Raw genomic sequence first — 21,505 nt, forward strand, 5'->3', positions numbered from 1 at the left:
TTCTTAGCGGCCGCGGCGGGGGTCGTTAGTACGGGTCGGCTCCCTCGCCGCGGGGCTTCGGCTTGTCCACGGTCGACCATTGACCACGCCGCGAATCCGAGGAGCCACCGAGATGGTGCCCCAGCAGCAGACCTCCCCCATGCCGTTCCAGCGCTACACCCCCTTCACCCCGGTCGACCTGCCCGACCGCACCTGGCCGTCCAAGACCATCACCGAGGCGCCGCGCTGGCTGTCCACCGACCTGCGTGACGGCAACCAGGCCCTGATCGAGCCGATGGACCCCGACCGCAAGCGCGAGATGTTCGAGCTGCTGGTCAGGATGGGCTACAAGGAGATCGAGGTGGGCTTCCCGGCCGCCTCCCAGACCGACTTCGACTTCGTGCGCTCCCTGATCGAGGGCGACCTGATCCCCGACGACGTCCAGATCTCGGTCCTGACCCAGGCCCGCGAGGACCTGATCGAGCGCACCGTGCAGAGCCTGGTCGGCGCCAAGCGGTCCACCGTCCACCTGTACAACGCCACCGCGCCGACCTTCCGCCGCGTCGTCTTCAAGGTGGACCGCGAGGCCTGCAAGGCCATCGCCGTCGAGGGCACCCGCCACGTCATGCGCTTCGCCGAGCAGTACCTGGGCGACACCGAGTACTTCGGCTACGAGTACTCGCCCGAGATCTTCATCGACACCGAGATCGACTTCGCCCTGGAGGTCTGCGAGGCGGTCATGGACGTCTGGCGGCCCGGCCCCGGCCGCGAGATCATCCTGAACCTGCCGGCCACCGTCGAGCGCGCCACCCCCAACGTCTACGCCGACCAGATCGAGTGGATGAGCCGCAACCTGTCGCGGCGCGAGCACGTGGTCCTGTCCGTGCACCCGCACAACGACCGCGGCACCGGGGTGGCCTCCGCCGAACTGGCCGTCATGGCCGGCGCCGACCGCGTCGAGGGCTGCCTGTTCGGCCACGGCGAGCGCACCGGCAACGTCTGCCTGGTCACCCTGGGCCTGAACCTGTTCAGCCAGGGCGTCGACCCCCGGATCGACTTCTCCGACATCGACGAGATCCGCCGCACCGTCGAGCACTGCACCCAGCTGCCCGTCGCCCCTCGCCACCCCTACGGCGGCGACCTGGTCTACACCGCCTTCTCCGGCTCCCACCAGGACGCCATCAAGAAGGGCTTCGCCGCGCTGGAGGCCGACGCCGAGGCGGCCGGGGTCCCCGTCGGGGAGTACGGCTGGGACGTGCCCTACCTGCCCATCGACCCCAAGGACGTCGGCCGCAACTACGAGGCCGTCATCCGGGTCAACAGCCAGTCCGGCAAGGGCGGCGTCTCCTACATCATGCAGCGCGACCACTCGCTGGACCTGCCGCGCCGCCTGCAGATCGAGTTCTCCCAGGTCATCCAGAAGTTCACCGACGCCGAGGGCGGCGAGTTCTCCGGCGAGCGCATCTGGGAGATCTTCTCCGACACCTACCTGCGCGAGAACGGCCCGGTCGCCGTCCTGGCGCACCGCTCCAGCACCGACGCCGAGGGCACCTACCGGATCGAGGCCGACGCCCGCGTCAACGGCGAGATCCGCGAGCTGGTCGGCACCGGCAACGGCCCGATCTCCGCGTTCTGCGACGCCCTGGCCGACGTCGACGTCAAGGTACGGGTCATGGACTACGTCGAGCACTCCATGGGCGCCGACGGGGACGCCCGCGCCGCCGCCTACGTGGAGGCCGAGATCGACGGCCGCGTGGTGTGGGGCGTGGGCATCCACAGCAGCATCACCACCGCCTCGCTGCGCGCCCTGTGCAGCGCCATCGGCCGCGCCTGACGCACGCGCGCGAGGGGCCCGCGGCACCGGCCGCGGGCCCCTCGCCCGTCACAGCGTCCCGAACGGCCCCGGGTCGGGCTCGCCCGCGAGCGCGGCGAACTCCCGGTTGAGCCCCGTCAGCTCGGCCAGCGGCACCGGCCGCCGCCGCACCGCCGCCGGATCCGCCGCGGCCTCCTCCGTCCACAGGAACGGCACCGAGGACAGCCCCCGGTCCGGGGCCAGCCCCGCGACCGCCTCGCGCCACCCCGGCCAGCGCAGGTCGGCGTAGAAGTTCTCCAGGTTGTGCTCCTGGAGCATCCACAGCAGCCACGACGAGTAGGCGGCCTCCAACGGCTCCCACCGCAGGGAGTCGGGGGCGAAGTACACCATCTCCCCGGGCCGCCCCGGGTACCGGTCGTCCTCGCAGGCCGGGCCGTTGAGCGCGAACACCCCGCCCAGCACGTCGTGCCCCACGACCAGGTGCGGCGGGGGGCCGTGCACCACCGCCGCGCTCAGGTCGTTGACCTCGCCGAGCCCGGGCAGCCCGGGGCCGCCGCCCCCGTACACGCGCAGCCAGCCGTCGTCCACGAGCAGGCCGCCGCTCTCCAGCGCCATCGCGCCCAGGAACGACCGCGCCGTCACCTGCAGCCGGTGCAGGCAGGTCCGGCCCCGCTCGGGGTCGCCGGGCAGCATCCGCACCGGCACCCTGGCGTCCGCCAGGTGTGCGGCCACCACCGGCCATCCGGGCCGGTCCACCTCGACCAGCTCACTGAGCTCGCGCACCCGTGCCCTCCCACCTGTTCGCTGCGGTGCCGCTCACCCTATTACCGCGTCCGGACACCTCGATCGGGGGCGGGAAAACCCCTGGCGGCGGGGGTTCGCGCGATGGGAGCATTCCGGGCATGGTGCACACCGAGATCATCCAGCGGACCCTGCGGGTCCCCCTTCCCGCGGCCGAGCCCGGAGACGGCACCGCCGCGGTGCGGCGGCTGGACGCCGCGCTGCTGTCCCTCGGGTTCGCGCTCACCGCAGACCTGCGCGCCCACCTGGAGGGGCTGGCCCCCGACGCGGTGCTGCGCACCGCCGTCCCCCTGCTCGCCGCCGTCCGCGGCCTCGTCGGCGCCGACGCCGAGCACAACGTGTACTTCGCGGACTTCCCCCGGAACGTCCCCGACACCGTGGAGTTCTGGCTGGAGTGCCTGGTCGCCGCGGTCACCGACCCGGCCCACCGCGACGCGGTGGTCCTGGGCCCCGACGGCCTCGACCTGCTCTCCCTGCCCTCCTACGGGCGCCTGCGGCACACCTACGCCGAGCTGGCGGCCGTCCGCGACGCCTTCGTCGCCGGCGCGAAGGACCGGTGGACCCTGCTGCACCGCGGCGGCACCCCCGAGGAGGAGGCCCGCCTGCTCTACACGGACCTGGCCGGGTCGACGGTGCCGCTCTCCGACGCCGACCGCGACCTGCTGGGCCGCCTGGCCGCGCAGTGCCCCGACCACGAGCCCTCCGCGATCCCCGTCCGGGAGAACCGGGCCGTGGTCAACGCCGCCCGGGTCCTGGCCGGCCACCCCCCGGTGCTCGACACCGTCACCGACGTGCTGCGCCTGGCCCAGGCCCTGTCCGACGGCGACCCCACCCTGGTGGCGCCCGCGCGCCTGCGCTCCTTCACCCGCCGCGAGCGCCGGCTGCTGCTGACGGCGCTGGACGGCATCGTCGCCGCCGACCCCGGCAAGCTGGCCGACGTGGGCCGCCGGGTGCAGGGCTGGAAGCGCCTGGGGGAGGGGCTGCACCCGCACGAGTACCCGGCGCTGGGCCACGCCCGCGACGTGTTCGCGGTGGCCCGGGGCGACAAGCGCGTGCGCACCCTCGCCGCCCGGGTGGAGGCCGCGTTCGGGTCCGGGGACGTGGCGGCCGCCGTCCACCTCCTGGCAGGGGCGCCCGGAACCCTCGTCCGGTCCCTGGACCGGATCATGGTCGCGGGCGGACCCGCGGTCACCGACCTGCTGGTGGAGCGCCTGAACGCGGTCGGCCACCGGGTGTCGGGCCGCGTGCTGGCCTCGGCCCGCGAGCAGCTCGCCAACCGGAGCCTGCCCGGCTCGGTGCGGCTGTTCGCCAACGAGACCGCCCGCGGGTGGACGGTCCCCGACACCCGGCCGCCGCTGCCCGAGGCCGACACGGCCGCGGTGACCGCCGCCCTGGACGCGCTGATCGCCGACCGCCTGCCCGACGTGGACCTGCTCCTCGTCGATCCGGCGGTGCGGGACGTGGCGGTACCGCGTTCGGGCCGCGGCGCCGGCAAGGGGACGGGCGTGCTGCCGCGGGGCAGCGTGACCGCGGTGGAGGGGGAGCGCCTGCGCTTCTTCGTGCACTGGGTCGAGGGCCCGGACACCACGACCGACCTGGACCTGTCGGTGATGCTGCTCGGCGAGGACTTCGGCCCCCTCGGCCAGGTCTCCTGGACCAACCTCAAGGACACCGGGGCCGTGCACTCCGGCGACCTGGTCGAGGCCCCGGCTCCCGGCGGCGCGACCGAGATGATCGACCTGGAGCTCGCCGCGCTGGACCCGGGGGTGCGGTACGTGGTGCCGCAGGTGCTGGTGTACAGCGGCGACCGGTTCACCTTCCTGCCCGAGGCGTTCTTCGGCTACATGTCGCTGGACACCGCGCAGGAGGGGATGCCGTTCGAGCCGCGGACCGTCCGGGTCCGCTCCGACCTGGAGGGGGAGTCGCGGGTGCTGGTGCCGCTGGCCTTCGCCAAGGGGGAGGACGGCACCTGGTCGGCCCGCTGGATGCACCTGTTCCTGGCGGCGGACGAGCAGTTCAACCGGGTCGAGGAGACCGGGGTCCCGGGCAACCTGCTGGCCCGCGGCGTGCTCTCGCGCCGGTACCTGACCGTCGGCGACCTCGTCGGCATGATGGCCGAACGCGGTGTCCGGGTGCGCGAGGCGGGCCCGCTCACCGAGGAGGAGGCGGAGGGGCTGGCGACGGGGGGACTGCGGGTCGGCTACCTGGGGACGGAGCTCCCGGAGGGGCTGCCGGACGGCGTGCGGGCGATCACCCTGCCGACGCTGGCCTCGCTGCTCCCCGACACCGGCCCCGAGCCCGGTCCCGCGTCCTGAAAACCCGGTGGCGCCGGGCCGCCCCGCTCGCTAACGTGGTGGGCGGAGCGGCCCCGAACCGGCTTCCTTCTCCTTTTTTCTCTCTTTAAGAAAACCGCAGCCGGTTCACTCTCCGCTTTCCCGGTCGGGCCCATGGCGGGCCCGGCCAGGGCGGCACCGCGAAAAGGTCCGTCGCCGAAGGCGTCCGTTGAGGGCGGTGGTGGGCGACGGGCGGGCTTCCTTCTCATTCTCGGACACAGCCCTCGCACCCTCCGCCCCCACACCGGGTGAGGCTCCGGCCCGCAGGGCCCACGGGCGGGCTTCCTTCTCTTATCCCTCTCTGGAAAGACACAGCCCGGCCACTCTCCTCACCCGGTGCTTCCCGGCACCGGGAGCGCTTCCTTCTCGACCCTCTTCGAGGGCTCCGCTGCTAACGGTTCAGCGCTCCCACTCTCCGGGCCCCGAAAGGGGACGGGGCGGTCCGCGCGGAGAAACGCGGACCGCCCCGTACAGGAGCGGTGGGCCGGATTCACTCCCAGCCGAACAGCTGGGTCCAGGCGTTGCCGGACTCGCCCACGCCGATGGCGACCAGGCCGCAGTTCAGGATGTTGTCGCGGTGGCCCTGGCTGTTCATCCAGGCGTCCATCACCTGGGCGGCGCTGGTCTGCCCCTTGGCGACGTTCTCGGCGCCCCAGGCGTCGTACCCGTGGCGGCGGGCCCGGTCGCCGGGACCCTCGCCCTCGGGGCTCTGGTGGCTCATGTAGTCGCGCCGGTCCATGTCCTCGCTGTGCTCCTGGGCCGCGGCGGTGAGCCGCGAGTCCACGCGCAGCGCGTCGCACCCGGCGTCGGCCCGCTCGGCGTTGACCAAGCGCACGACCTCGTCGGTGACCGCGGAGGAGGGCCCCGCGCCACCGCCGCCGCCCCCACCGGAACCGCCCGAGCCCCCGGACCCGCCGCCTCCGCCGGAGCCGCCCGCCCCGCCGGCGTTCTCACCGCGGTTCCCGTCGGCGTCCGCGTCCTCGGCCCCGGTGTCCTCGGGGGAGGACGAGGCGGTGACGTCGGCGCTCTGCGGCTCGCTGTCCCCCGACGGGGTGCGCTCCTGGGCGGGCGCGTCGGGGGACACGAAGAAGTCCGGGTCCTCGGACGCGTCCGGGACCGTCGGCGCCTCGGTGCCGACCGACGAGGCCGCGCCGCCCTCGGGCAGGGCCGACCCGTCCGCGGTGGTCCGGAACGGGTTCAGCTCCTCGCCGAACCCTGTGACCAGGAGCGTTCCGGCCAGGGTCAGCCCCACCGGTACCGCCGCCAGGGTGACGCCCAGGGGGACCGGCCTTCTGCGCTGGGAGCGCCGGGGGCCTGCCCGCCGTTTTCCTCGACGACCGCGCGCCATAATCGCTCTCCTCCGGTGTGTGCGGGATACGGGCGGGTTCGCCGCCCGAAGCCGGGTTCGTACCCTGGGGCGGCTCTGGGTTCGCCCATCGCCACGTGAGATCTCGGTGGTCCGGCCGCGAGGGGGCCGCGCCTCCGCGTGGCGGCGCCGGGGGCGCCGCGGGGGAAGGGCGGCCGACCCGGCGGGTCACGTCTAGCGCGTGAGAGTAGACCAAATATCTTGAAAAGGGAATCCAAAACGTGATCAACCTGGTCAAGGCAGTGCGCGTCCGGCATATGTGCTCCGGCCCGGCGCGTGGACGGTCACCGGCATCCGCGACAATGGGGGAGTGAGCCTCTACCGTGACGAGGGCGTCGTCCTGCGCAACCAGAAGCTGGGCGAGGCCGACCGCATCATCACCCTGCTGACCAGGCGCCACGGCCTGGTGCGGGCGGTGGGCAAGGGCGTGCGGCGCACCCGGTCGCGGTTCGGCGCCCGGCTGGAGCCCTGCACCCACGTCGACCTGCAACTGCACACCGGACGGACCCTGGACGTCGTCACCCAGGCCGAGACCGTCCGCGCCTACGGTGAGGCGATCGTCGCCGACTACTCCCGGTACACCGCCGCCACCGCGATGCTGGAGACGGCGGAGAAGGTCGTCGCCGTCGAGAAGGACCCGGCCCTGCGCCAGTTCCTCCTGCTCCTGGGCGCACTGCGTACCCTGGGCGAGGGCACGCACGACGCCCGGCTGGTCCTGGACGCCTACCTGCTGCGCTCCCTGGCCGTGGCCGGGTACGCCCCGGCCCTGTCCGAGTGCGCCCGCTGCGGCGACCGCGGCGAGCACCGGTCCTTCGCGATCCACGCGGGCGGAACGGTGTGCTCGGTGTGCCGCCCCCACGGCAGCGTGCACCCCTCGGCCGAGACCGTCCGCCTCATGTCGTCCCTGCTGGGCGGCGACTGGGCGGCGGCGGACGCCAGCGACCCACGGCACCGCACCGAGTGCAGCGGCCTGGTCGCGGCGTACCTACAGTGGCACCTGGAAAACGGAATCCGATCACTGCGCCATGTGGAGCGTTCTTGAGTCTGTTCAGCTTCGACACCGGTAACCGGCGGGGGTACACCGCACCCGTCCCGCACGAGAGCGGGGCGCGTCCTCCCGGCCTGCCCGCCGACCTGGTGCCCCGGCACGTGGCCGTGGTCATGGACGGCAACGGCCGCTGGGCCAAGCAGCGGGGCCTGCCGCGCACCGAGGGCCACAAGGCCGGTGAGGCGTCCCTCTTCGACGTCATCGAGGGCGCCCTGGAGCTGGGCATCCCCAACCTGTCGGCGTACGCCTTCTCGACGGAGAACTGGAAGCGCTCCCCGGAGGAGGTCCGCTTCCTCATGGGCTTCAACCGCGACGTCATCCGCCGCCGCCGCGACGAGCTGCACGCCCGCGGGGTGCGCGTCACCTGGGCTGGCCGCCCGGGCATGCTCTGGAAGAGCGTCATCAAGGAGCTGCGCGACGCCGAGGAGCTGACCCGCGACAACACCGCGCTCACCCTCCAGTTCTGCGTCAACTACGGCGGCCAGGCCGAGATCGTCGACGCCGTGCGCGCGCTGGCCCGCAAGGCCGCGGCCGGGGAGATCTCCCCGGACAAGATCACCGAGGACACCCTCTCCCGGCACCTGTACTCGCCGGAGGTCCCGCCGGTGGACCTGTTCGTCCGCTCCTCGGGTGAGCAGCGGCTGTCCAACTTCCTGCTGTGGCAGTCCGCCTACGCCGAGTTCGTCTTCCTGGACACGCTCTGGCCCGACTTCGACCGCCGCGACCTGTGGCGGGCCTGTGAGATCTACGCGCGCCGGGACCGCCGCTACGGCGGGGCCGAACCGAACCCGGTGGCCGTACCCGAAGAAGAGGGGGAATGAGGGATGGCGGGGCAGGACGCGCCTTTGCTGCGCCCGGGGATGTCGCTGGTCTCGATCGGTGACAGCTTCACCGAGGGGGTCGGCGACCCCTACCCGGACGGCTCGGGCTTCCGCGGCTGGGCGGACCGGACGGCCGAGCACCTGGCCGACCACCTGGGGGAGGTCCGGTACGCCAACCTCGCCGTGCGCGGCAAGCTGATGCGCCAGATCGTCACCGATCAGCTGCCCCCGGTCCTGGAGATGGCCCCCGACCTGGTCACCCTGTGCGCGGGCGGCAACGACCTGCTGCGCCCGGCGGGCGACCCGGAGCGGATGGCCAGGATCCTGGACAACACCGTGGCCCGGCTGCGCGCCAACGGCTCGCAGGTGGTGCTGTTCACCGGCGTGAACATCGCCACCGGCTACATGCGCGGCACCATCGGCCTGTTCGCCCGCTACTACATGAACGTGCGCGCGATCGCCGACCGCCACGGCTGCCTCCTGGTCGACCAGTGGTCCATGGGCGTGCTGACCGACTCCCGCGCCTGGGACGCCGACCGGCTGCACATGTCCCCGGAGGGGCACCGCCGCCTGGCGCTGCGGGTGGCCGAGGTGCTGGGCGTCCCGGTCGCCGAGCGCTGGGACGAGCCCTGGCCCGAGGCGGAGCCGGTGGGCCGTGCGGAGGCGCTCAGGGAGGACCTGACCTGGGTCAGGGAGTCGCTGGGCCCGTGGATCGGCCGCCGCCTGACCGGCCGCTCCTCCGGCGACACCGTCACCGCCAAGCGCCCGGAGCTGACGCTCGTCACCAAGGAGCGCTGACCGGGTCCCGAAGCCGCTCATGGGGGATCCGCGGGTGTGACGTCACGCTCAAAACCCGAAAAACCGGAAACCTACTGTCGCGTAACCATGGCGCGTGGTTGCATCATCGTCTACCATGAGCGGCTTTGGGACGAACGACCTCACCAAGAAGGACATCCTGTCCTACGTCGCCCTCGGGGACAGCTTCACCGAGGGCATGAGCGACCCCTACCCGGACAGCGACAGCGTGCCCAACGGGCGGTACCGCGGCTGGGCGGACCGGGTGGCCGAGCACCTCGCCGACCACGTCGGCGAGGTCCGCTACGCCAACCTCGCGGTCCGCGGCCGGCTGATCCGGCAGATCGTCGACGAGCAGCTGCCCCGCGCCGTCGAACTCTCCCCCGACCTCATCACCCTCTGCGCCGGCGGCAACGACATCATCCGCCCCGGCTCGGACCCCGACGCGGTGGCCGTGGTCTTCGCCGAGGCCGTCGCCGAGCTCTCCCGCACCGGCGCGCGCATCGTGGTCTTCACCGGCTTCGACACCAACTGGCAGCCGGTCATGCGCCACATGCGCGGCAAGATCGCCACCTACAACATGCACATGCGCGCCATCGCCGACCGCTACGGCTGCGACGTGGTCGACGTGTGGAGCATGCGGATCCTCGACGACCCCCGGGCCTGGAACTGGGACCGCCTCCACCTCTCCTCGGAGGGCCACCGCCGCCTGGCCCTGCGCGTGTGCGAGGTCCTGGGCGTGCCCGTCGAGGGCGACTGGAAGGAGCCCTGGCCGCCCGCCGAGCCCCGCGACTGGCGGGCCGCCCGCCAGGAGGACCTGCACTGGGCGCGCGAGTTCCTGATGCCGTGGATCCACCGCCGCCTGACCGGCCGCTCCTCCGGGGACAACGTCACCGCCAAGCGCCCGGGCCTGGAGCCGCTGCGCCGGGAGCACTGACCGGGGAGGGACCGGGAGGGGACCCCGCGCCGGCCCGCCGGCCCTCAGCGCAGGATCGACACGATCCGGCAGCAGGCGGCCGCCAGTTCCCGGTCCCCGGTGAGGACGCCCCGCGCGGCGGCCTCACCGGGGTCGATCATCCTCGTGCACATCCGCCAGGCCGTGTCGGCGTCCAGCCGCACGGTCGCGGCGGCCGGCGCCCCTGGCGACGGGTCGTGCGCCCAGCCCCCGCCGGTGCGCACCACCGTCCACGTCCCGCCCGCGGGGCCCTCCACCACGACCCGGGCCCGGGTGCCGGGTTCGGCCCCGAACCCGCGCAGTGTGTGGGGCAGGGCGCGCAGGAAGGTGTCCAGCACCGGCCCGGCCGCCTCCGGCGCCAGGTCGGCGGCCAGTCCCGCGGCCAGCCGGATCTGCTGGCGGTGGGTCCAGTACTCGGTGAAATCGCGGGCGCAGTCGAACCAGGTCGGCGCCGGGACCACTCCGGCCCAGTCCACGCCCAGCGAGGGGGCGTGCGGGTCGGCGTCGCGCCACAGGTCGGCGACCCACCGGCCGGTCAGCTCCAGGGTGTCCACCAGGGCGGCGGGGCTGATCCGGCGGGTCCCGTCGACCCACCGGGCGTTCTCCCGGTGGATGAACTCCGCGACCGTCTCCCCCGGGGCCGGGGCCATGCCCTCCCGGTACCCGTCCCGGCGCCCGGCCAGCCGTCCGTAGTCGTCGCCCAGCAGGTGGGCGGCCAGATCCCGCACGCTCCAGGCGGGCACGGCCTCGGCCCTCCACTGACCGGGCTCCAGGGAGCGCAGCAGGGACAGCAGGGCGGCCCGCTCCGCGGGGAACAGGGAGCGGACGTCGATCTCCGGCCCCAGCAGGGGGTGGTCGTCCATGGGGTCGCCTCTCGGACGGGCGCGGGGCGCCCTCAGCTCCGGCGGGAGCAGGACGCGCAGGTCCCGAAGATCTCCACGCTGTGCGTGACGCCGGTGAACCCGTGCGCCTCGCCCATCTCGGCGGCCCAGCGCTCCACGGCCGGCCCCTCCACCTCCACGGCGGTCGAGCACACCCGGCACACCAGGTGGTGATGGTGGCTCTCGCTGCCGCAGGCGCGGTAGACGGCCTCGCCGTCGTCGGTGCGCAGCACGTCGATCTCGCCGGAGTCGCTCAGCGCCTGGAGCGCCCGGTAGACGGTGGTCAGGCCGATCTTGGAACCCTCGGCGCGCAGGTCCGCGTACAGGTCCTGGGCGCTGCGGAAACCGCTGGACGCGTTCAACGCCCGACGGACCGCCTCACGTCGTGTCGTCGTACTCAACGGCTCACCCTCCCCGGATCGCTCTCGGGCATCGTACCGGCCTCCGCGGTGACGGCGGGTGGCCGGGTGCTCGCGGCCCTGTGCCCCGAGGCCCGGCGCAGGACCCCGCCCACGCCCACCGCCACGACGAAGGCGGCCAGGGCCAGCAGCACGATCGTGGCGCCGGGGGCCAGGTCGGCGTAGAACGCGGTGCTCAGCCCGCCCAGCGAGGACAGCAGGCCGATCACCACGGCCAGCGACATCGTCACCCGGAAACTGCGGGTGAGCTGCTGGGCGGCGACCACCGGGACGATCATCAGGGCGCTCACCATGAGCAGGCCCACCACGCGCATCGCGATCACCACCGTCAACGCGGCGGTGACGGCCAGCAGCACGCTCAGGAAGCGCACCGGGAGCCCGTGGGCCCGGGCCACCTCCTCGTCCTGGCACAGCACGAACAGCTCGCGGCCGAAGACCGCGACCACGGCGGCCACGCCCAGCGCCAGCACCGCGACGACCCACAGGTCCTCCTCGCTCACGGTGCTCACCGAGCCGAACAGGAACCCGGTCAGGGTGGCGTTGCTCGCCCCCGGGGTGAGCCCGATGAGGAGCACGCCGCCCGCGATGCCGCCGTAGAACAGCAGCGCCAAGGCCACGTCCCCGCTGGTGCGGGTGCGCGTCCGCACCACCTCGATGAGGACCGCGCCGATCATCGACACGATGGCGGCGGTGAGCAGCGGCGAGGTGCCGGTGAGCAGGCCCAGGGCCACGCCGGTCAGGGCGACGTGCCCGATGCCGTCGCCCAGCAGCGCCAGCCGCCGCTGCACCAGGTAGGTGCCGATGACCGGGGTGATCAGGCCGACCAGCACCGCGGCGATCAGCGCGCGCCGCATGAACTCGTACTGGAGGAGGTCAATCACGGCCGGGCACCTCGAGTCGCATCAGGTCCGCGGGGGAGGACGGCTCGGCCGCCCGCGGGTCGGGGTCGTTGGGGTCGGGGTGGGGGTGCTGGTGCTCGTGGCCGGGACGGGCGCACTCGCCGGTCGGCGCGGGCGGGGCGCCGTCGTGCACGATCCGGCCCGACTCCAGCACCACGGAGCGTCCGATGACGTCCTCCAGCGGCCCCAGCTCGTGCAGGACCAGGACGACCGTGGAGCCCTGGTCGCGCAGGCGGGTGATGGTGCGGGCGAGCGCGCGCTGGTTCTCGTGGTCCACCCCGGCCATCGGCTCGTCCATGACGAAGGTGTCGGGGCGCCCGGCCAGGGCGCGGGCGATGAGCACGCGCTGCTGCTGGCCCCCCGACAGCTCGCGCACCGAGGCGCGGGCCAGGTCGGTCAGGCCGACGGCGGCCAGGGCCTCGTCGACCGCGGCCCGGTCGGCGCGCGTGGGCAGCGACAGCCGGCGGCGCGCGGCGACCTGCCCGGAGGCGACGATCTCGCGCACCGTGGCGGGCACGGCGCCGCCCGCGGTGAGCCGCTGGGGCACGTACCCGATCCGGCGCCAGTCCCGGAACCGGGACAGCGGTGCGCCGTGGACGCGGATCTCGCCGGAGGAGAGCGGCACGATGCCGAGCATCGCGCGCATGAGGGTGGACTTGCCCGACCCGTTGGGGCCCAGGACGGCCACGGTCTCGCCCGCCCGTATCGCCGTGCTCACCCCGTCCAGGACGGGGACCCCGTCGTAGGAGACGCGGGCGTCGATGGCCTGGAAGGCGGGCGGGACCGACTCGTCCCTGATCTGGGCGTACACGAACCCCATTATCACGAAAACGAAAATGATTGTCAAAATACCCGGACTCAGGGCGATAACACTTCAGAACCCCAGGAACCGGGCCACCGCCAGCACCGCGATCACCACCACGATCAGCACCCGCGGGGCCCGCTGCCGGGAGTCCAGGGAGGGCCAGGTCAGGTACGCGAGCCAGGCCAGGAACAGCGCCACCGGCAGCAGGCACAGCCCGCCCGCCAGCCCCGGGGCCAGCAGCCCCGCCACGAACAGCGCCCCCAGCAGCACCGGCGACAGCCACCGCGGCGCCCGGTGCAGCCACACCAGGGGCACCGCGCTGCGCCGCTCCACCGCCCGGCGCACCGGCCCCGCGCCCGGGGTGTACAGGGAGTCCCCGGAGGGCAGGGGGGCGCCCCCGTCGTCCGTTCGCTTGTCGTCGCCGTGTTCGGGAGGTGCCATGGGGGTCCGTTCGGTCTCGGGAGGCATCGGGCCGGGTCGTCACACGACCGATACCCGTCCGGAGCGCCCGATTCCCACTCCTGTGATACTTGTACCGAAACCCTAGTGCAGGGCTCCGGCCCGCCGCCGACGTCGAACCCGACCGGCCCCGCGCGGCCTCCCCATCCCCCGGAGAGGACACCTCCGTCGAGGGACCTCTCACTCAGGGTGAAAAGAGAACCACGAAAAGCTCCCAGCACCGTTACCGTCCACGCGCGAGCCGCATCTGCCGGGTCCCGCATGCGCGAACCCTTCGGAGGGTGTCAACTTCCGTGCCCGAACCGACAGTCATCGTGACGTTCGACGTCACCGAGCCCCATCTCCAGCACTGCCTCGACTCCCTGGGCCGCCAGACCGGCCTCCCGGGAGGGGGAGAGCCCGCGTCCGGTGCGGACGCGGGGATCGAGGTCGTCCTCGTCCCCGTCCGCCCGGCGACCGCCGCGCCCCGCACCGGAGCGCCCGACGCCTCCGCGCCCGGCACGGCCGTGTCCGACGCCGCCGCGGACGAGGAGGACGACGAGAACGAACAGGACGGCACCGCCCCCGGCAACGGGGCCCCCGGCGAGGAGGGCGAGCAGGGGGACGAGGCCGTCGACCGGGCCCAGGACGCCCTGGCCGTCGCCGCGGCGTTCGCCGCCGCGCCCCCCGCCGGGGTCACCGCCGTCCTGTCGGCAGACGACCCCGCGCCGGACGCCCCCGCGGCCCGCGCCCGCGGGGCCGCGGCCGCCCGCGGCGGGCACCTGCTCTTCCTGGAGGGCTCCGACGCCCTCACCGGCTACGCGCTCTCCTACCTGCTGGGCAGCGCCCGGGACAGCGGATCCGACCTGGTCGTCGGCAACGTGTACATGTTCGACGAGCTGGGCGCCGCGCCCTCCAAGCGCCACCGCCGCCACTACGCCCGCCCGCGCCTGGCCGAGGACCCCCGGAACATCCCCGGACTGGCCTCCGACGGCGTCCTGGGCAACAAGCTGTGGCGGCGCGACTTCTGGAACTCCCTCACCGACCACGGCCTGCACCCCGACGACGCCGACCTCGGCCTGCGCCGCGCCGCCCTGTCCGCCCGCACGGTGGACGTCCTGCCCGGGCCCGCCCTGCTCAGGCGCCGCAGCGAGCGGGAGGCGCTCCCCCTGGACGAGGAGACCCTCACCCGCAGACTGGGCGCCATGACCCGGCTCGCCGAGGGACTGGCCACCCACGACCGCGACCTGTGGGACCGCACGCTCCTGCACGGCGAGCTGCACCGCCTGCTGATGCGGCTCGACGACGCCGACGAGGAGACCCGCGCCACCGCCGTCGCGCTGGTCAACACCTACCTCGACCACGTGCCCGCCCGCCTGCTCGACGGCCTCGGCGTCCTGGACCGCCTGCTGTACCACCTGGTCCGCAAGCACCGGGTCGAGGACGTGCTGGAGGTCGCCACCTTCGCCAAGAGCGTCGAGATCAAGAAGGCCACGCTGGTCCGGCGCGGGTTCGGCTACTACATCCGCTACCCCTTCTTCGAGTCCGAGGACCCGGCCAAGGCCGTCCCCCGCGAGATCTACCGCGTCGACGACGACATCAAGGTCCGCCAGAAGACCGAGGAGATCGCCTGGGAGGACGGGCGGCTGCACATCCGCGGCCGGCTGGGCATCCGCCACCTGCGCGCCCACCGCCGCTGGCACCAGCACGTCACCGCCTACGCGGTGCGCTCCGACGACCGCCGCCGGGTCCGCCTGCCGGTCCGCATCCGCCGCGCCGCCGAGTACCGGCTGCCCGACGTGCTCGACGCCGCCCGGCACGACTACGGCGGCTTCACCGTCATCGTCGACCCGCGCCGACTGCGCGACTCCGGCCGCTGGGACGCCTCCGACTGGAAGATCGAACTGGTCGTCCTCAACCGGGGCATCACCCGGCGCCGGACCGTCTCCAACCCGGTGCCCGGCCCCGCCAGGCGGCCCGCCTACCAGCGGGTCGACGAGGAGGTGTGGGTCCGCCCGCACTGGAGCCGCGACCAGCAGCTGGTCATCAGTGTGGAGCCCTGCCTGGCCAGGATCACCGGGCACCGGTTCGACGAGCGCGCCGGGGTGCTGGAGCTGCGCGGCGAACCCGTCGCCGCACCCGCGGCCGAGGCCGTCGAGCTGAGACTGACCCGGCGGCCCGGCACCGCCACGGTCAGCGTGCCGCTGGAGTCCGAGGGCGGCCGGTTCGAAGCCAGGATCGCCGCCGGCGACCTGTACGACCGGGCCGTCGACGAGTGCGGCGGCGTCATCCGCCAGGAGACCTGGGACGCCCACCTGGTCACCCGTGAGAAGCAGGTGGTGTCCCTGGTCGTGCCGGAGGAGGTCGCGCCGGCCGCCTACGCCGACGGCGACGGCCGCCGCGAACTGTCCGTGCTGCGCTCGGCCGTCGGCCACCTGCGGCTGCGCGCGGGCCACGCCCGGCCCTCGGTGGAGGAGGCCCGCTGGGAGGGGCGGACCCTGGTGCTGTCCGGGGTCTTCCGGGCCGCCGCCGAGCTGAGCCTGGTCGCCAAGGCGCGCGGGCGCGACGAGGAGCACGCGCTGGAGGTGGAGCGCTCCGGGGAACGGTTCACCGCCCGGTTCTCCCCGGCCGACGTCCCCACGCTGTCCGGGACCCTGTCGCTGCCCGCGGGCGGTTACCAGCTGTGGGGACGGGTGGACACGCCGGAGTCGGGGGAGCGCCACGCGGACGTGGGCGTGGAGTTCGCCGAGGACCTGCTCGCCTCGCTGCCGCTGGAGATGCAGACCGCGGAGCGCGGCTACACCCTCTCCTACCAGGGCCGGGGCATCCCGGTCCTCCAGGTCGGCGGCGACCTGCGCCCCGCCGAGCAGGGCACCTTCGCCCAGCGCGAGCTGCGCGAGACCTTCTACCCGGCGCAGCGGCTGGAACCGGTCGTGGACGGCGTCCTCTTCGACACCTACACCGGCCGCCAGTACTCCGACAGCCCGCAGAGCGTCTACGCCGAGCTGCGCCGCCGCGAGCGCTGGGCCGACTACCCCATGTCGTGGCTGGTCGCCGACGGGCAGGTGAACCTGCCCGAGGACCTCACCCGGGTCCGCCACCGCGGCCGCGAGTACTACGAGGGGCTGGCGCGCAGCCGGTACCTGGTCACCAACTCCCGGCAGCCGGCGTGGTTCCACCGCCACCCGGACCAGACGGTCGTGCAGACCTGGCACGGGTCGATGCTCAAGCGCATCGGCTTCGACGTGGAGAACATCCGCGGCAAGTCCCGGGACTACTTCGACAAGCTGGCCTGGGAGACGCGGCAGTGGGACTACCTGGTGTCCCCGAGCCCGTGGGCGACGCCCATCCTGCGCAGCGCCTTCCGGTTCGAGGGCGAGATCCTGGAGACCGGGTACCCGCGCAACGACGTCTTCTTCTCGCCCGAACGGGACGCGATCGCGGAGCGCACCCGCGCCCGGCTCGGGCTGCCCGAGGACAAGAAGGTGGTGCTGTACGCGCCGACCTGGCGCGACGACAAGTACTACACCCGCGGCAAGCACAAGCTGGACCTGCACCTGGACCTCCAGCGGCTGTACGACGAGCTGGGCAAGGACCACGTGCTGCTGGTGCGCCGCCACCCGCGCGTGGTGGACAGCGTGCCGATCGTCGGGCGCGACTTCGTCCACGACGTGTCGCTGTACCCCGAGATCATGGAGCTGTTCCTGGTGACGGACGTGCTCATCACCGACTACTCGTCGATGATGTTCGACTTCGCCAACACGGGGCGCCCGATGCTCTTCTTCACCTATGACCTGGAGGGGTACCGGGACAACCTGCGCGGGTTCTACTTCGACTTCGAGGAGACCGCGCCGGGGCCGCTGCTGATGGAATCCGACCAGGTCATCGAGGCCCTGCGCGGGATCGACGACGTGGCGCGCGACAGCGCCCGGGCCTACCGGGCGTTCGTGGAGCGGTTCTGCCCGCTCGACGACGGCGGCGCGGCCCGCCGCGTGGTCGACCGGGTCTTCGGCGCCGACTGACGCCGGCCGGGGCGGCGGGCACCGGCCCGCCGCCCCGGGCCGCCCTCCGCTCCCGGGCCCGCCCCCGTACGGGGACGGGCCCGCGGTGCGCCAGAATGGGGGCGTGATCGTCATCACCCGCTACTCCGTGTCCGAGGCCGATGTCGAGGCCTTCCGCGCCGACGCCGCCCGGGCGGTCGAAGTGCTCTCCCGCCGCCCCGGGTACCGGGGGCACCGGCTGGGACGGGCCGCCGACGAGCCCACGCTGTGGACGGTGGTCACGGAGTGGGACGGGGCGGGTTTCTACCGGCGGGCGCTCTCGGACTTCGACGTCAAGGTCCACGCCGTGCCGCTGCTGTCGCGGGCTCTGGACGAGCCGACCGCCTTCGAGATCATGGACGCGGAAAGCCTGACTCCTCCCGCTTCCTGACCGAACAATCCGTGCGCGCGGGCCCGGCCGGTGCTCTAGCCTGGGTGGACGGGCACTCACCGTGGCCACTCCCGGTACCGGTGGGCGACCCCTTTCCCAGTACACACCGATGTATCGCGCACTGCGATCCACCGACCGCCAGCCGGATGGAGAGTCACCCCATGGCCGCAAAGTCAGAGGCAATGGACGCACTGGTCAACCTCGCCAAGCGACGGGGTCTGGTGTACCCCTCCAGCGAGATCTACGGTGGCCTGCGCGCCGCCTGGGACTACGGCCCGCTGGGTGTGGAGCTGAAGAACAACGTCAAGCGCCAGTGGTGGCGCACGATGGTCCAGGAGCGCGACGACATCGTCGGCCTGGACTCCAGCGTCATCCTCGCCCGCGAGGTCTGGGAGGCCTCCGGCCACGTGCGCGAGTTCGTCGACCCGCTCACCGAGTGCCAGTCCTGCCACAAGCGCTTCCGCGCCGACCACCTCATCGAGGCCTACGAGGAGAAGCACGGCCACGAGCCGGAGGGCGGCCTGTCCGCGCTGTCCTGCCCCAACTGCGGCGCCAAGAACTCCTTCACCGAGCCGCGCATGTTCAACGGCCTGCTGCGCACCTACCTGGGCCCGGTCCAGGACGAGAAGGGCCTGGCCTACCTGCGCCCGGAGACCGCCCAGGGCATCTTCATCAACTACAAGAACGTCGAGCAGAGCGCCCGCCGCAAGGTCCCCTTCGGCATCGGCCAGATCGGCAAGTCGTTCCGCAACGAGATCACCCCCGGCAACTTCATCTTCCGCACCCGCGAGTTCGAGCAGATGGAGATGGAGTTCTTCTGCAAGCCGGGCTCGGACGAGGAATGGCACCAGTACTGGATCGACACCCGCCTGCAGTGGTACGTCGACCTGGGCATCGCCAAGGACAACCTGCGCCTGTACGAGCACCCGCAGGAGAAGCTGTCCCACTACTCCAAGCGCACCGTGGACATCGAGTACCGGTTCAACTTCATCGGCAGCGAGTGGGGTGAGCTGGAGGGCATCGCCAACCGCACCGACTACGACCTCAAGACGCACTCCGAGGCCTCCGGTGTGGACCTGTCGTACTTCGACCAGGAGAACAACGAGCGCTACACCCCGTTCGTCATCGAGCCCGCGGCCGGTGTCGACCGCGCGGTCCTGACGTTCATGCTCGACGCCTACAACGTCGACGAGGCGCCCAACGCCAAGGGCAAGCTGGAGAAGCGCGCCGTCATGCGCCTGGACCCGCGCCTGGCCCCGGTCAAGGCCGCGGTGCTGCCGCTGTCGCGCAACGCCGACCTGTCGCCCAAGGCCCGCGACCTGGCCGCGCGGCTGCGCCGCCGCTGGAACGTGGAGTTCGACGACGCCGGCGCGATCGGCCGCCGCTACCGCCGCCAGGACGAGATCGGCACGCCGTTCTGCGTCACGGTCGACTTCGACACCCTGGAGGACGAGGCGGTGACCGTGCGCGAGCGCGACACCATGTCCCAGGAGCGGGTGTCGCTGGACCGGGTGGAGACCTACCTGTTCGAGCGCCTGCCCGGCTGCTGACCGGCGCCCTGCCGGACCACGGCCCCGTCGCCCGCCACCGCCCGCCGAGGGCGGGGGCGGGCGACCGCCGTTCCCGGCGGTGCCGCGCCGGAACGGCCGGCGCCCCGCGTGCACGCCACAACGCCGCCCGCGCCCCGAGGGGGCACGGGCGGCGCCGTCGTTGTGGGCGAGACGGCCGGACCCGGGGGGATGGTCTCCGGCCGCCTCTGTGGGCCCCGGCCGCACACGGCCGAGGGGACCCTGTGCCCAACCTAGCGGTCGGGCCCGGGAGACAAAGGGTTGTTTGTCGTGGTTTGCCCTACCGCGTAAGCGAATCGTGACGACGGACCGGTGCGCACCGGATACCTAGTTCTTCTATGCCTAGGTCTGCTAGGGTTACCATCCCTAGCAGAACTAGGTATGAGGAAGGCGCATGCACATCGACAAGGACCTCGTCGCGGCCTCGGCCACGCCGCTCGTCCTGGGCATCCTGGCCGAGGGCGAGTCCTACGGCTACGCGATCGTCAAACGCGTCAACGAGCTCTCCGGCGGGCGCATGCAGTGGACGGACGGGATGCTCTACCCCCTGCTCCACCGGCTGGAGCGCAACGGCCACGTCCGGGCGTCCTGGGGCACGTCCGAGGCGGGGCGCCGCCGCAAGCACTACGCCATCACGGAGGAGGGGCTGGCGGCGCTGGCCGAGCGGCGCGCGCAGTGGAGCGTCGTCGCGGACACGCTCAAGCAGGTCTGGGAGGCCGCCGCACACCACCCGCTCCCGGGCGGCGCGGCACCGGCGGGAGGGATCGCATGACGGGCGGCGTGGAGGAGCAGATCGACCAGTGGCGCGGTTTCGTCCGCCGCCGCAAGGCCATCTCCGCCGCGGACGTGGAGGAGATGGAGGACCACCTGCGCGAGCGGATCGCCGACCTGGAGGCGAACGGCCTGGACGCCGAGGAGGCCTTCCTCGTGGCGGTCAAGCGCATGGGCAACCTGGACGAGGTGTCGCGGGAGTTCGCGCGGGAGCACTCCGAACGCCTCTGGAAGCAGCTCGTCCTGGTCCCCGAGGCCGACGACGGCGCGGGCGGGCTGGCGCGCTGGCGCGAGCTCGCGGTGATGATCGCGTTCGCGCTCGGCGCCGGGCTGGCGGTCAAGCTGCTGGCCACCCTGGTCGACGACGAGTTCGTCCTGGTCCGCAACCTGGCCTTCGTGGTCCTGCCGTTCCTGGCCGGGTGGTTCGCGTGGAAGCGGCGCGTCCCCTGGCGCGTGTGCGCGGTGACGGCGGCCGTCGCGGCGGTGCCGCTGCTGGCGGTCGACCTGTACCCCTTCGAGACCACGGGCGGGCCGTACCCCGCGCCCGGGATGACCGGTGTGCTCGCGTTCACGCACGCCCCGGTCCTGCTGTGGCTGCTCGCGGGCGTCCTGCACACCGGCGGGGAGTGGCGCTCCCACGACCGGCGGATGGACTTCGTGCGGTTCACCGGCGAGCTGGCGATGTACCTGGCGCTGATCATGCTGGGGTCCATGGTCCTGCTCGGGCTGACCGCCGGCGTGCTCTCCCTGGCCGGCGTGGACCTCGAACCGTTCATGGAGGACTGGCTGCTGCCGTTCGGCGGGCCCGGCGCGCTGCTGGTGGCCGCCTGGCTGGTGGAGGCCAAGAAGGGCGTGGTGGAGAACATCGCGCCGGTCCTGACCCGGGTCTTCACCCCGCTGGCGCTCGTGATGCTGCTGGCCGACCTGGTGGTGCTGCTGGTGAACGGGCCGCTGACCACGGTGGACCGCGAGCTGCTCATCCTGATGGACGCGATCCTGGTGCTGGTCCTGTTCCTGCTGCTGTACTCGGTCTCGGCCCGCGACCCGCTGGCCCCGCCCGGGGTCTTCGACTGGCTCCAGCTGGCGCTGGTCGGGGCGGCGCTCGCCGTCAACGCGGTGGCGCTGACGGCGATGCTGACCCGGATCGCCGAGTTCGGGTTCACCGCCAACAAGACCGCGGCCCTGGGGCTCAACCTGGTGCTGCTGGTCCACCTGGTGTGGTCGGCGTGGCTGCTCGCGGGCTTCGTCCGCGGCCGCCGGCCGTTCGCGGCGGTGGAGCGGTGGCAGACGGCCTACCTGCCGGTCTACGCGGCGTGGGCCGCGGTGGTCGTGCTGGTGTTCCCGCCGGTGTTCGGCTTCGCCTGACCGGGGCGGCCGGGCCT

The 21,505-nt window shown here is 73.1% G+C and carries 18 protein-coding genes; 11 read left to right on the top strand and 7 right to left on the bottom strand.

The window, feature by feature from the left end; translation table 11 throughout:
* The first annotated feature begins 112 nt into the window (after window positions 1–112).
* Entirely contained in the window at window positions 113–1,813 is a 1,701-nt protein-coding gene (leuA, locus tag ABZ249_RS09855) for a 2-isopropylmalate synthase (RefSeq protein ID WP_355259841.1), read from the top strand.
* A 48-nt stretch (window positions 1,814–1,861) separates the two neighbouring features.
* Here leuA and ABZ249_RS09860 read toward each other — a convergent pair whose 3' ends face one another.
* Window positions 1,862–2,575 carry a DUF2625 family protein gene (locus ABZ249_RS09860; protein ID WP_355259844.1) on the bottom strand — a complete coding sequence of 238 codons (714 nt, stop codon included), beginning with the start codon at window positions 2,573–2,575 and terminating at the stop codon, window positions 1,862–1,864.
* Between the two features lie 119 nt (window positions 2,576–2,694).
* Here ABZ249_RS09860 and ABZ249_RS09865 point away from each other — a divergent pair, with 119 nt between their 5' ends.
* On the top strand, window positions 2,695–4,908 hold the full coding sequence (locus ABZ249_RS09865) for a hypothetical protein (RefSeq protein ID WP_355259847.1): 2,214 nt from the start codon (window positions 2,695–2,697) through the stop codon (window positions 4,906–4,908).
* A 508-nt stretch (window positions 4,909–5,416) separates the two neighbouring features.
* Here the strand turns inward: ABZ249_RS09865 and ABZ249_RS09870 are convergent.
* Window positions 5,417–6,274, bottom strand: a complete 858-nt coding sequence (locus ABZ249_RS09870; protein WP_355259850.1) for a CAP domain-containing protein — start codon at window positions 6,272–6,274, stop codon at window positions 5,417–5,419.
* A 328-nt stretch (window positions 6,275–6,602) separates the two neighbouring features.
* Here ABZ249_RS09870 and recO point away from each other — a divergent pair, with 328 nt between their 5' ends.
* From recO to ABZ249_RS09890, 4 genes are all read left to right on the top strand, one after another.
* Window positions 6,603–7,334, top strand: a complete 732-nt coding sequence (gene recO / locus ABZ249_RS09875) for a DNA repair protein RecO (protein ID WP_220562621.1) — start codon at window positions 6,603–6,605, stop codon at window positions 7,332–7,334.
* Window positions 7,331–8,161 carry an isoprenyl transferase gene (locus ABZ249_RS09880; protein WP_220562620.1) on the top strand — a complete coding sequence of 277 codons (831 nt, stop codon included), beginning with the start codon at window positions 7,331–7,333 and terminating at the stop codon, window positions 8,159–8,161. Before recO ends, ABZ249_RS09880 begins: the two co-directional genes overlap by 4 nt.
* Before the next feature lie 3 nt (window positions 8,162–8,164).
* The gene (locus ABZ249_RS09885) at window positions 8,165–8,959 is read left to right on the top strand and encodes an SGNH/GDSL hydrolase family protein (RefSeq protein ID WP_355259854.1); all 795 of its coding nucleotides are present in this window, start codon (window positions 8,165–8,167) and stop codon (window positions 8,957–8,959) included.
* Window positions 8,960–9,074: 115 nt separating this feature from the next.
* Entirely contained in the window at window positions 9,075–9,893 is an 819-nt protein-coding gene (locus ABZ249_RS09890) for an SGNH/GDSL hydrolase family protein (protein ID WP_355259857.1), read from the top strand.
* 44 nt (window positions 9,894–9,937) lie between these two features.
* On the opposite strand, the gene ABZ249_RS09895 is transcribed toward ABZ249_RS09890, so the two are convergent.
* The 5 genes from ABZ249_RS09895 to ABZ249_RS09915 form a co-directional block, all read right to left on the bottom strand.
* On the bottom strand, window positions 9,938–10,774 hold the full coding sequence (locus ABZ249_RS09895; RefSeq protein WP_355259860.1) for a maleylpyruvate isomerase family mycothiol-dependent enzyme: 837 nt from the start codon (window positions 10,772–10,774) through the stop codon (window positions 9,938–9,940).
* A gap of 32 nt (window positions 10,775–10,806) precedes the next feature.
* Window positions 10,807–11,193 carry a transcriptional repressor gene (locus tag ABZ249_RS09900; RefSeq protein ID WP_220562617.1) on the bottom strand — a complete coding sequence of 129 codons (387 nt, stop codon included), beginning with the start codon at window positions 11,191–11,193 and terminating at the stop codon, window positions 10,807–10,809.
* Complete coding sequence (locus tag ABZ249_RS09905) at window positions 11,190–12,092, bottom strand: metal ABC transporter permease (RefSeq protein ID WP_355259863.1); 903 nt, start codon at window positions 12,090–12,092, stop codon at window positions 11,190–11,192. Before ABZ249_RS09905 ends, ABZ249_RS09900 begins: the two co-directional genes overlap by 4 nt.
* Window positions 12,085–12,921 carry an ABC transporter ATP-binding protein gene (locus tag ABZ249_RS09910; RefSeq protein ID WP_355259866.1) on the bottom strand — a complete coding sequence of 279 codons (837 nt, stop codon included), beginning with the start codon at window positions 12,919–12,921 and terminating at the stop codon, window positions 12,085–12,087. The genes ABZ249_RS09905 and ABZ249_RS09910 overlap by 8 nt, the downstream gene beginning before the upstream one ends.
* Window positions 12,922–12,984: 63 nt before the next feature.
* Window positions 12,985–13,356 (bottom strand): DUF6703 family protein, encoded by a 372-nt coding sequence (locus ABZ249_RS09915; protein ID WP_355259869.1) that lies wholly within the window; start codon window positions 13,354–13,356, stop codon window positions 12,985–12,987.
* A 311-nt stretch (window positions 13,357–13,667) separates the two neighbouring features.
* Between ABZ249_RS09915 and ABZ249_RS09920 the strand changes: the two genes are divergently transcribed.
* The 5 genes from ABZ249_RS09920 (at window position 13,668) to ABZ249_RS09940 (ending at window position 21,488) form a co-directional block, all read left to right on the top strand.
* Window positions 13,668–17,375, top strand: a complete 3,708-nt coding sequence (locus ABZ249_RS09920; protein WP_355259872.1) for a CDP-glycerol glycerophosphotransferase family protein — start codon at window positions 13,668–13,670, stop codon at window positions 17,373–17,375.
* Window positions 17,376–17,478: 103 nt separating this feature from the next.
* Window positions 17,479–17,784 (top strand): antibiotic biosynthesis monooxygenase family protein, encoded by a 306-nt coding sequence (locus ABZ249_RS09925; RefSeq protein ID WP_355259874.1) that lies wholly within the window; start codon window positions 17,479–17,481, stop codon window positions 17,782–17,784.
* A gap of 161 nt (window positions 17,785–17,945) precedes the next feature.
* Window positions 17,946–19,334, top strand: coding sequence for a glycine--tRNA ligase (locus ABZ249_RS09930; RefSeq protein WP_220562612.1), 1,389 nt, complete (start codon window positions 17,946–17,948; stop codon window positions 19,332–19,334).
* Window positions 19,335–19,746: 412 nt separating this feature from the next.
* Window positions 19,747–20,124, top strand: coding sequence for a helix-turn-helix transcriptional regulator (locus ABZ249_RS09935; protein WP_220562611.1), 378 nt, complete (start codon window positions 19,747–19,749; stop codon window positions 20,122–20,124).
* On the top strand, window positions 20,121–21,488 hold the full coding sequence (locus tag ABZ249_RS09940) for a permease prefix domain 1-containing protein (RefSeq protein WP_355259878.1): 1,368 nt from the start codon (window positions 20,121–20,123) through the stop codon (window positions 21,486–21,488). Before ABZ249_RS09935 ends, ABZ249_RS09940 begins: the two co-directional genes overlap by 4 nt.
* The last annotated feature ends 17 nt before the right edge of the window (window positions 21,489–21,505 follow it).

This window comes from Nocardiopsis sp. NPDC006139 (assembly GCF_040614155.1).
Taxonomy (GTDB): Bacteria; Actinomycetota; Actinomycetes; order Streptosporangiales; family Streptosporangiaceae; genus Nocardiopsis; species Nocardiopsis changdeensis.

Coding starts and splice junctions, on each gene's coding strand:
- ABZ249_RS09940 (WP_355259878.1), top strand. CDS start 20,121: ATGACGGGCGGCGTGGAGGAGCAGATCGACCAGTGGCGCGGTTTCGTC.
- ABZ249_RS09870 (WP_355259850.1), bottom strand. CDS start 6,274: ATGGCGCGCGGTCGTCGAGGAAAACGGCGGGCAGGCCCCCGGCGCTCC.
- ABZ249_RS09930 (WP_220562612.1), top strand. CDS start 17,946: ATGGCCGCAAAGTCAGAGGCAATGGACGCACTGGTCAACCTCGCCAAG.
- ABZ249_RS09915 (WP_355259869.1), bottom strand. CDS start 13,356: ATGGCACCTCCCGAACACGGCGACGACAAGCGAACGGACGACGGGGGC.
- ABZ249_RS09885 (WP_355259854.1), top strand. CDS start 8,165: ATGGCGGGGCAGGACGCGCCTTTGCTGCGCCCGGGGATGTCGCTGGTC.
- ABZ249_RS09895 (WP_355259860.1), bottom strand. CDS start 10,774: ATGGACGACCACCCCCTGCTGGGGCCGGAGATCGACGTCCGCTCCCTG.
- ABZ249_RS09865 (WP_355259847.1), top strand. CDS start 2,695: ATGGTGCACACCGAGATCATCCAGCGGACCCTGCGGGTCCCCCTTCCC.
- leuA (WP_355259841.1), top strand. CDS start 113: ATGGTGCCCCAGCAGCAGACCTCCCCCATGCCGTTCCAGCGCTACACC.
- ABZ249_RS09890 (WP_355259857.1), top strand. CDS start 9,075: ATGAGCGGCTTTGGGACGAACGACCTCACCAAGAAGGACATCCTGTCC.
- ABZ249_RS09935 (WP_220562611.1), top strand. CDS start 19,747: ATGCACATCGACAAGGACCTCGTCGCGGCCTCGGCCACGCCGCTCGTC.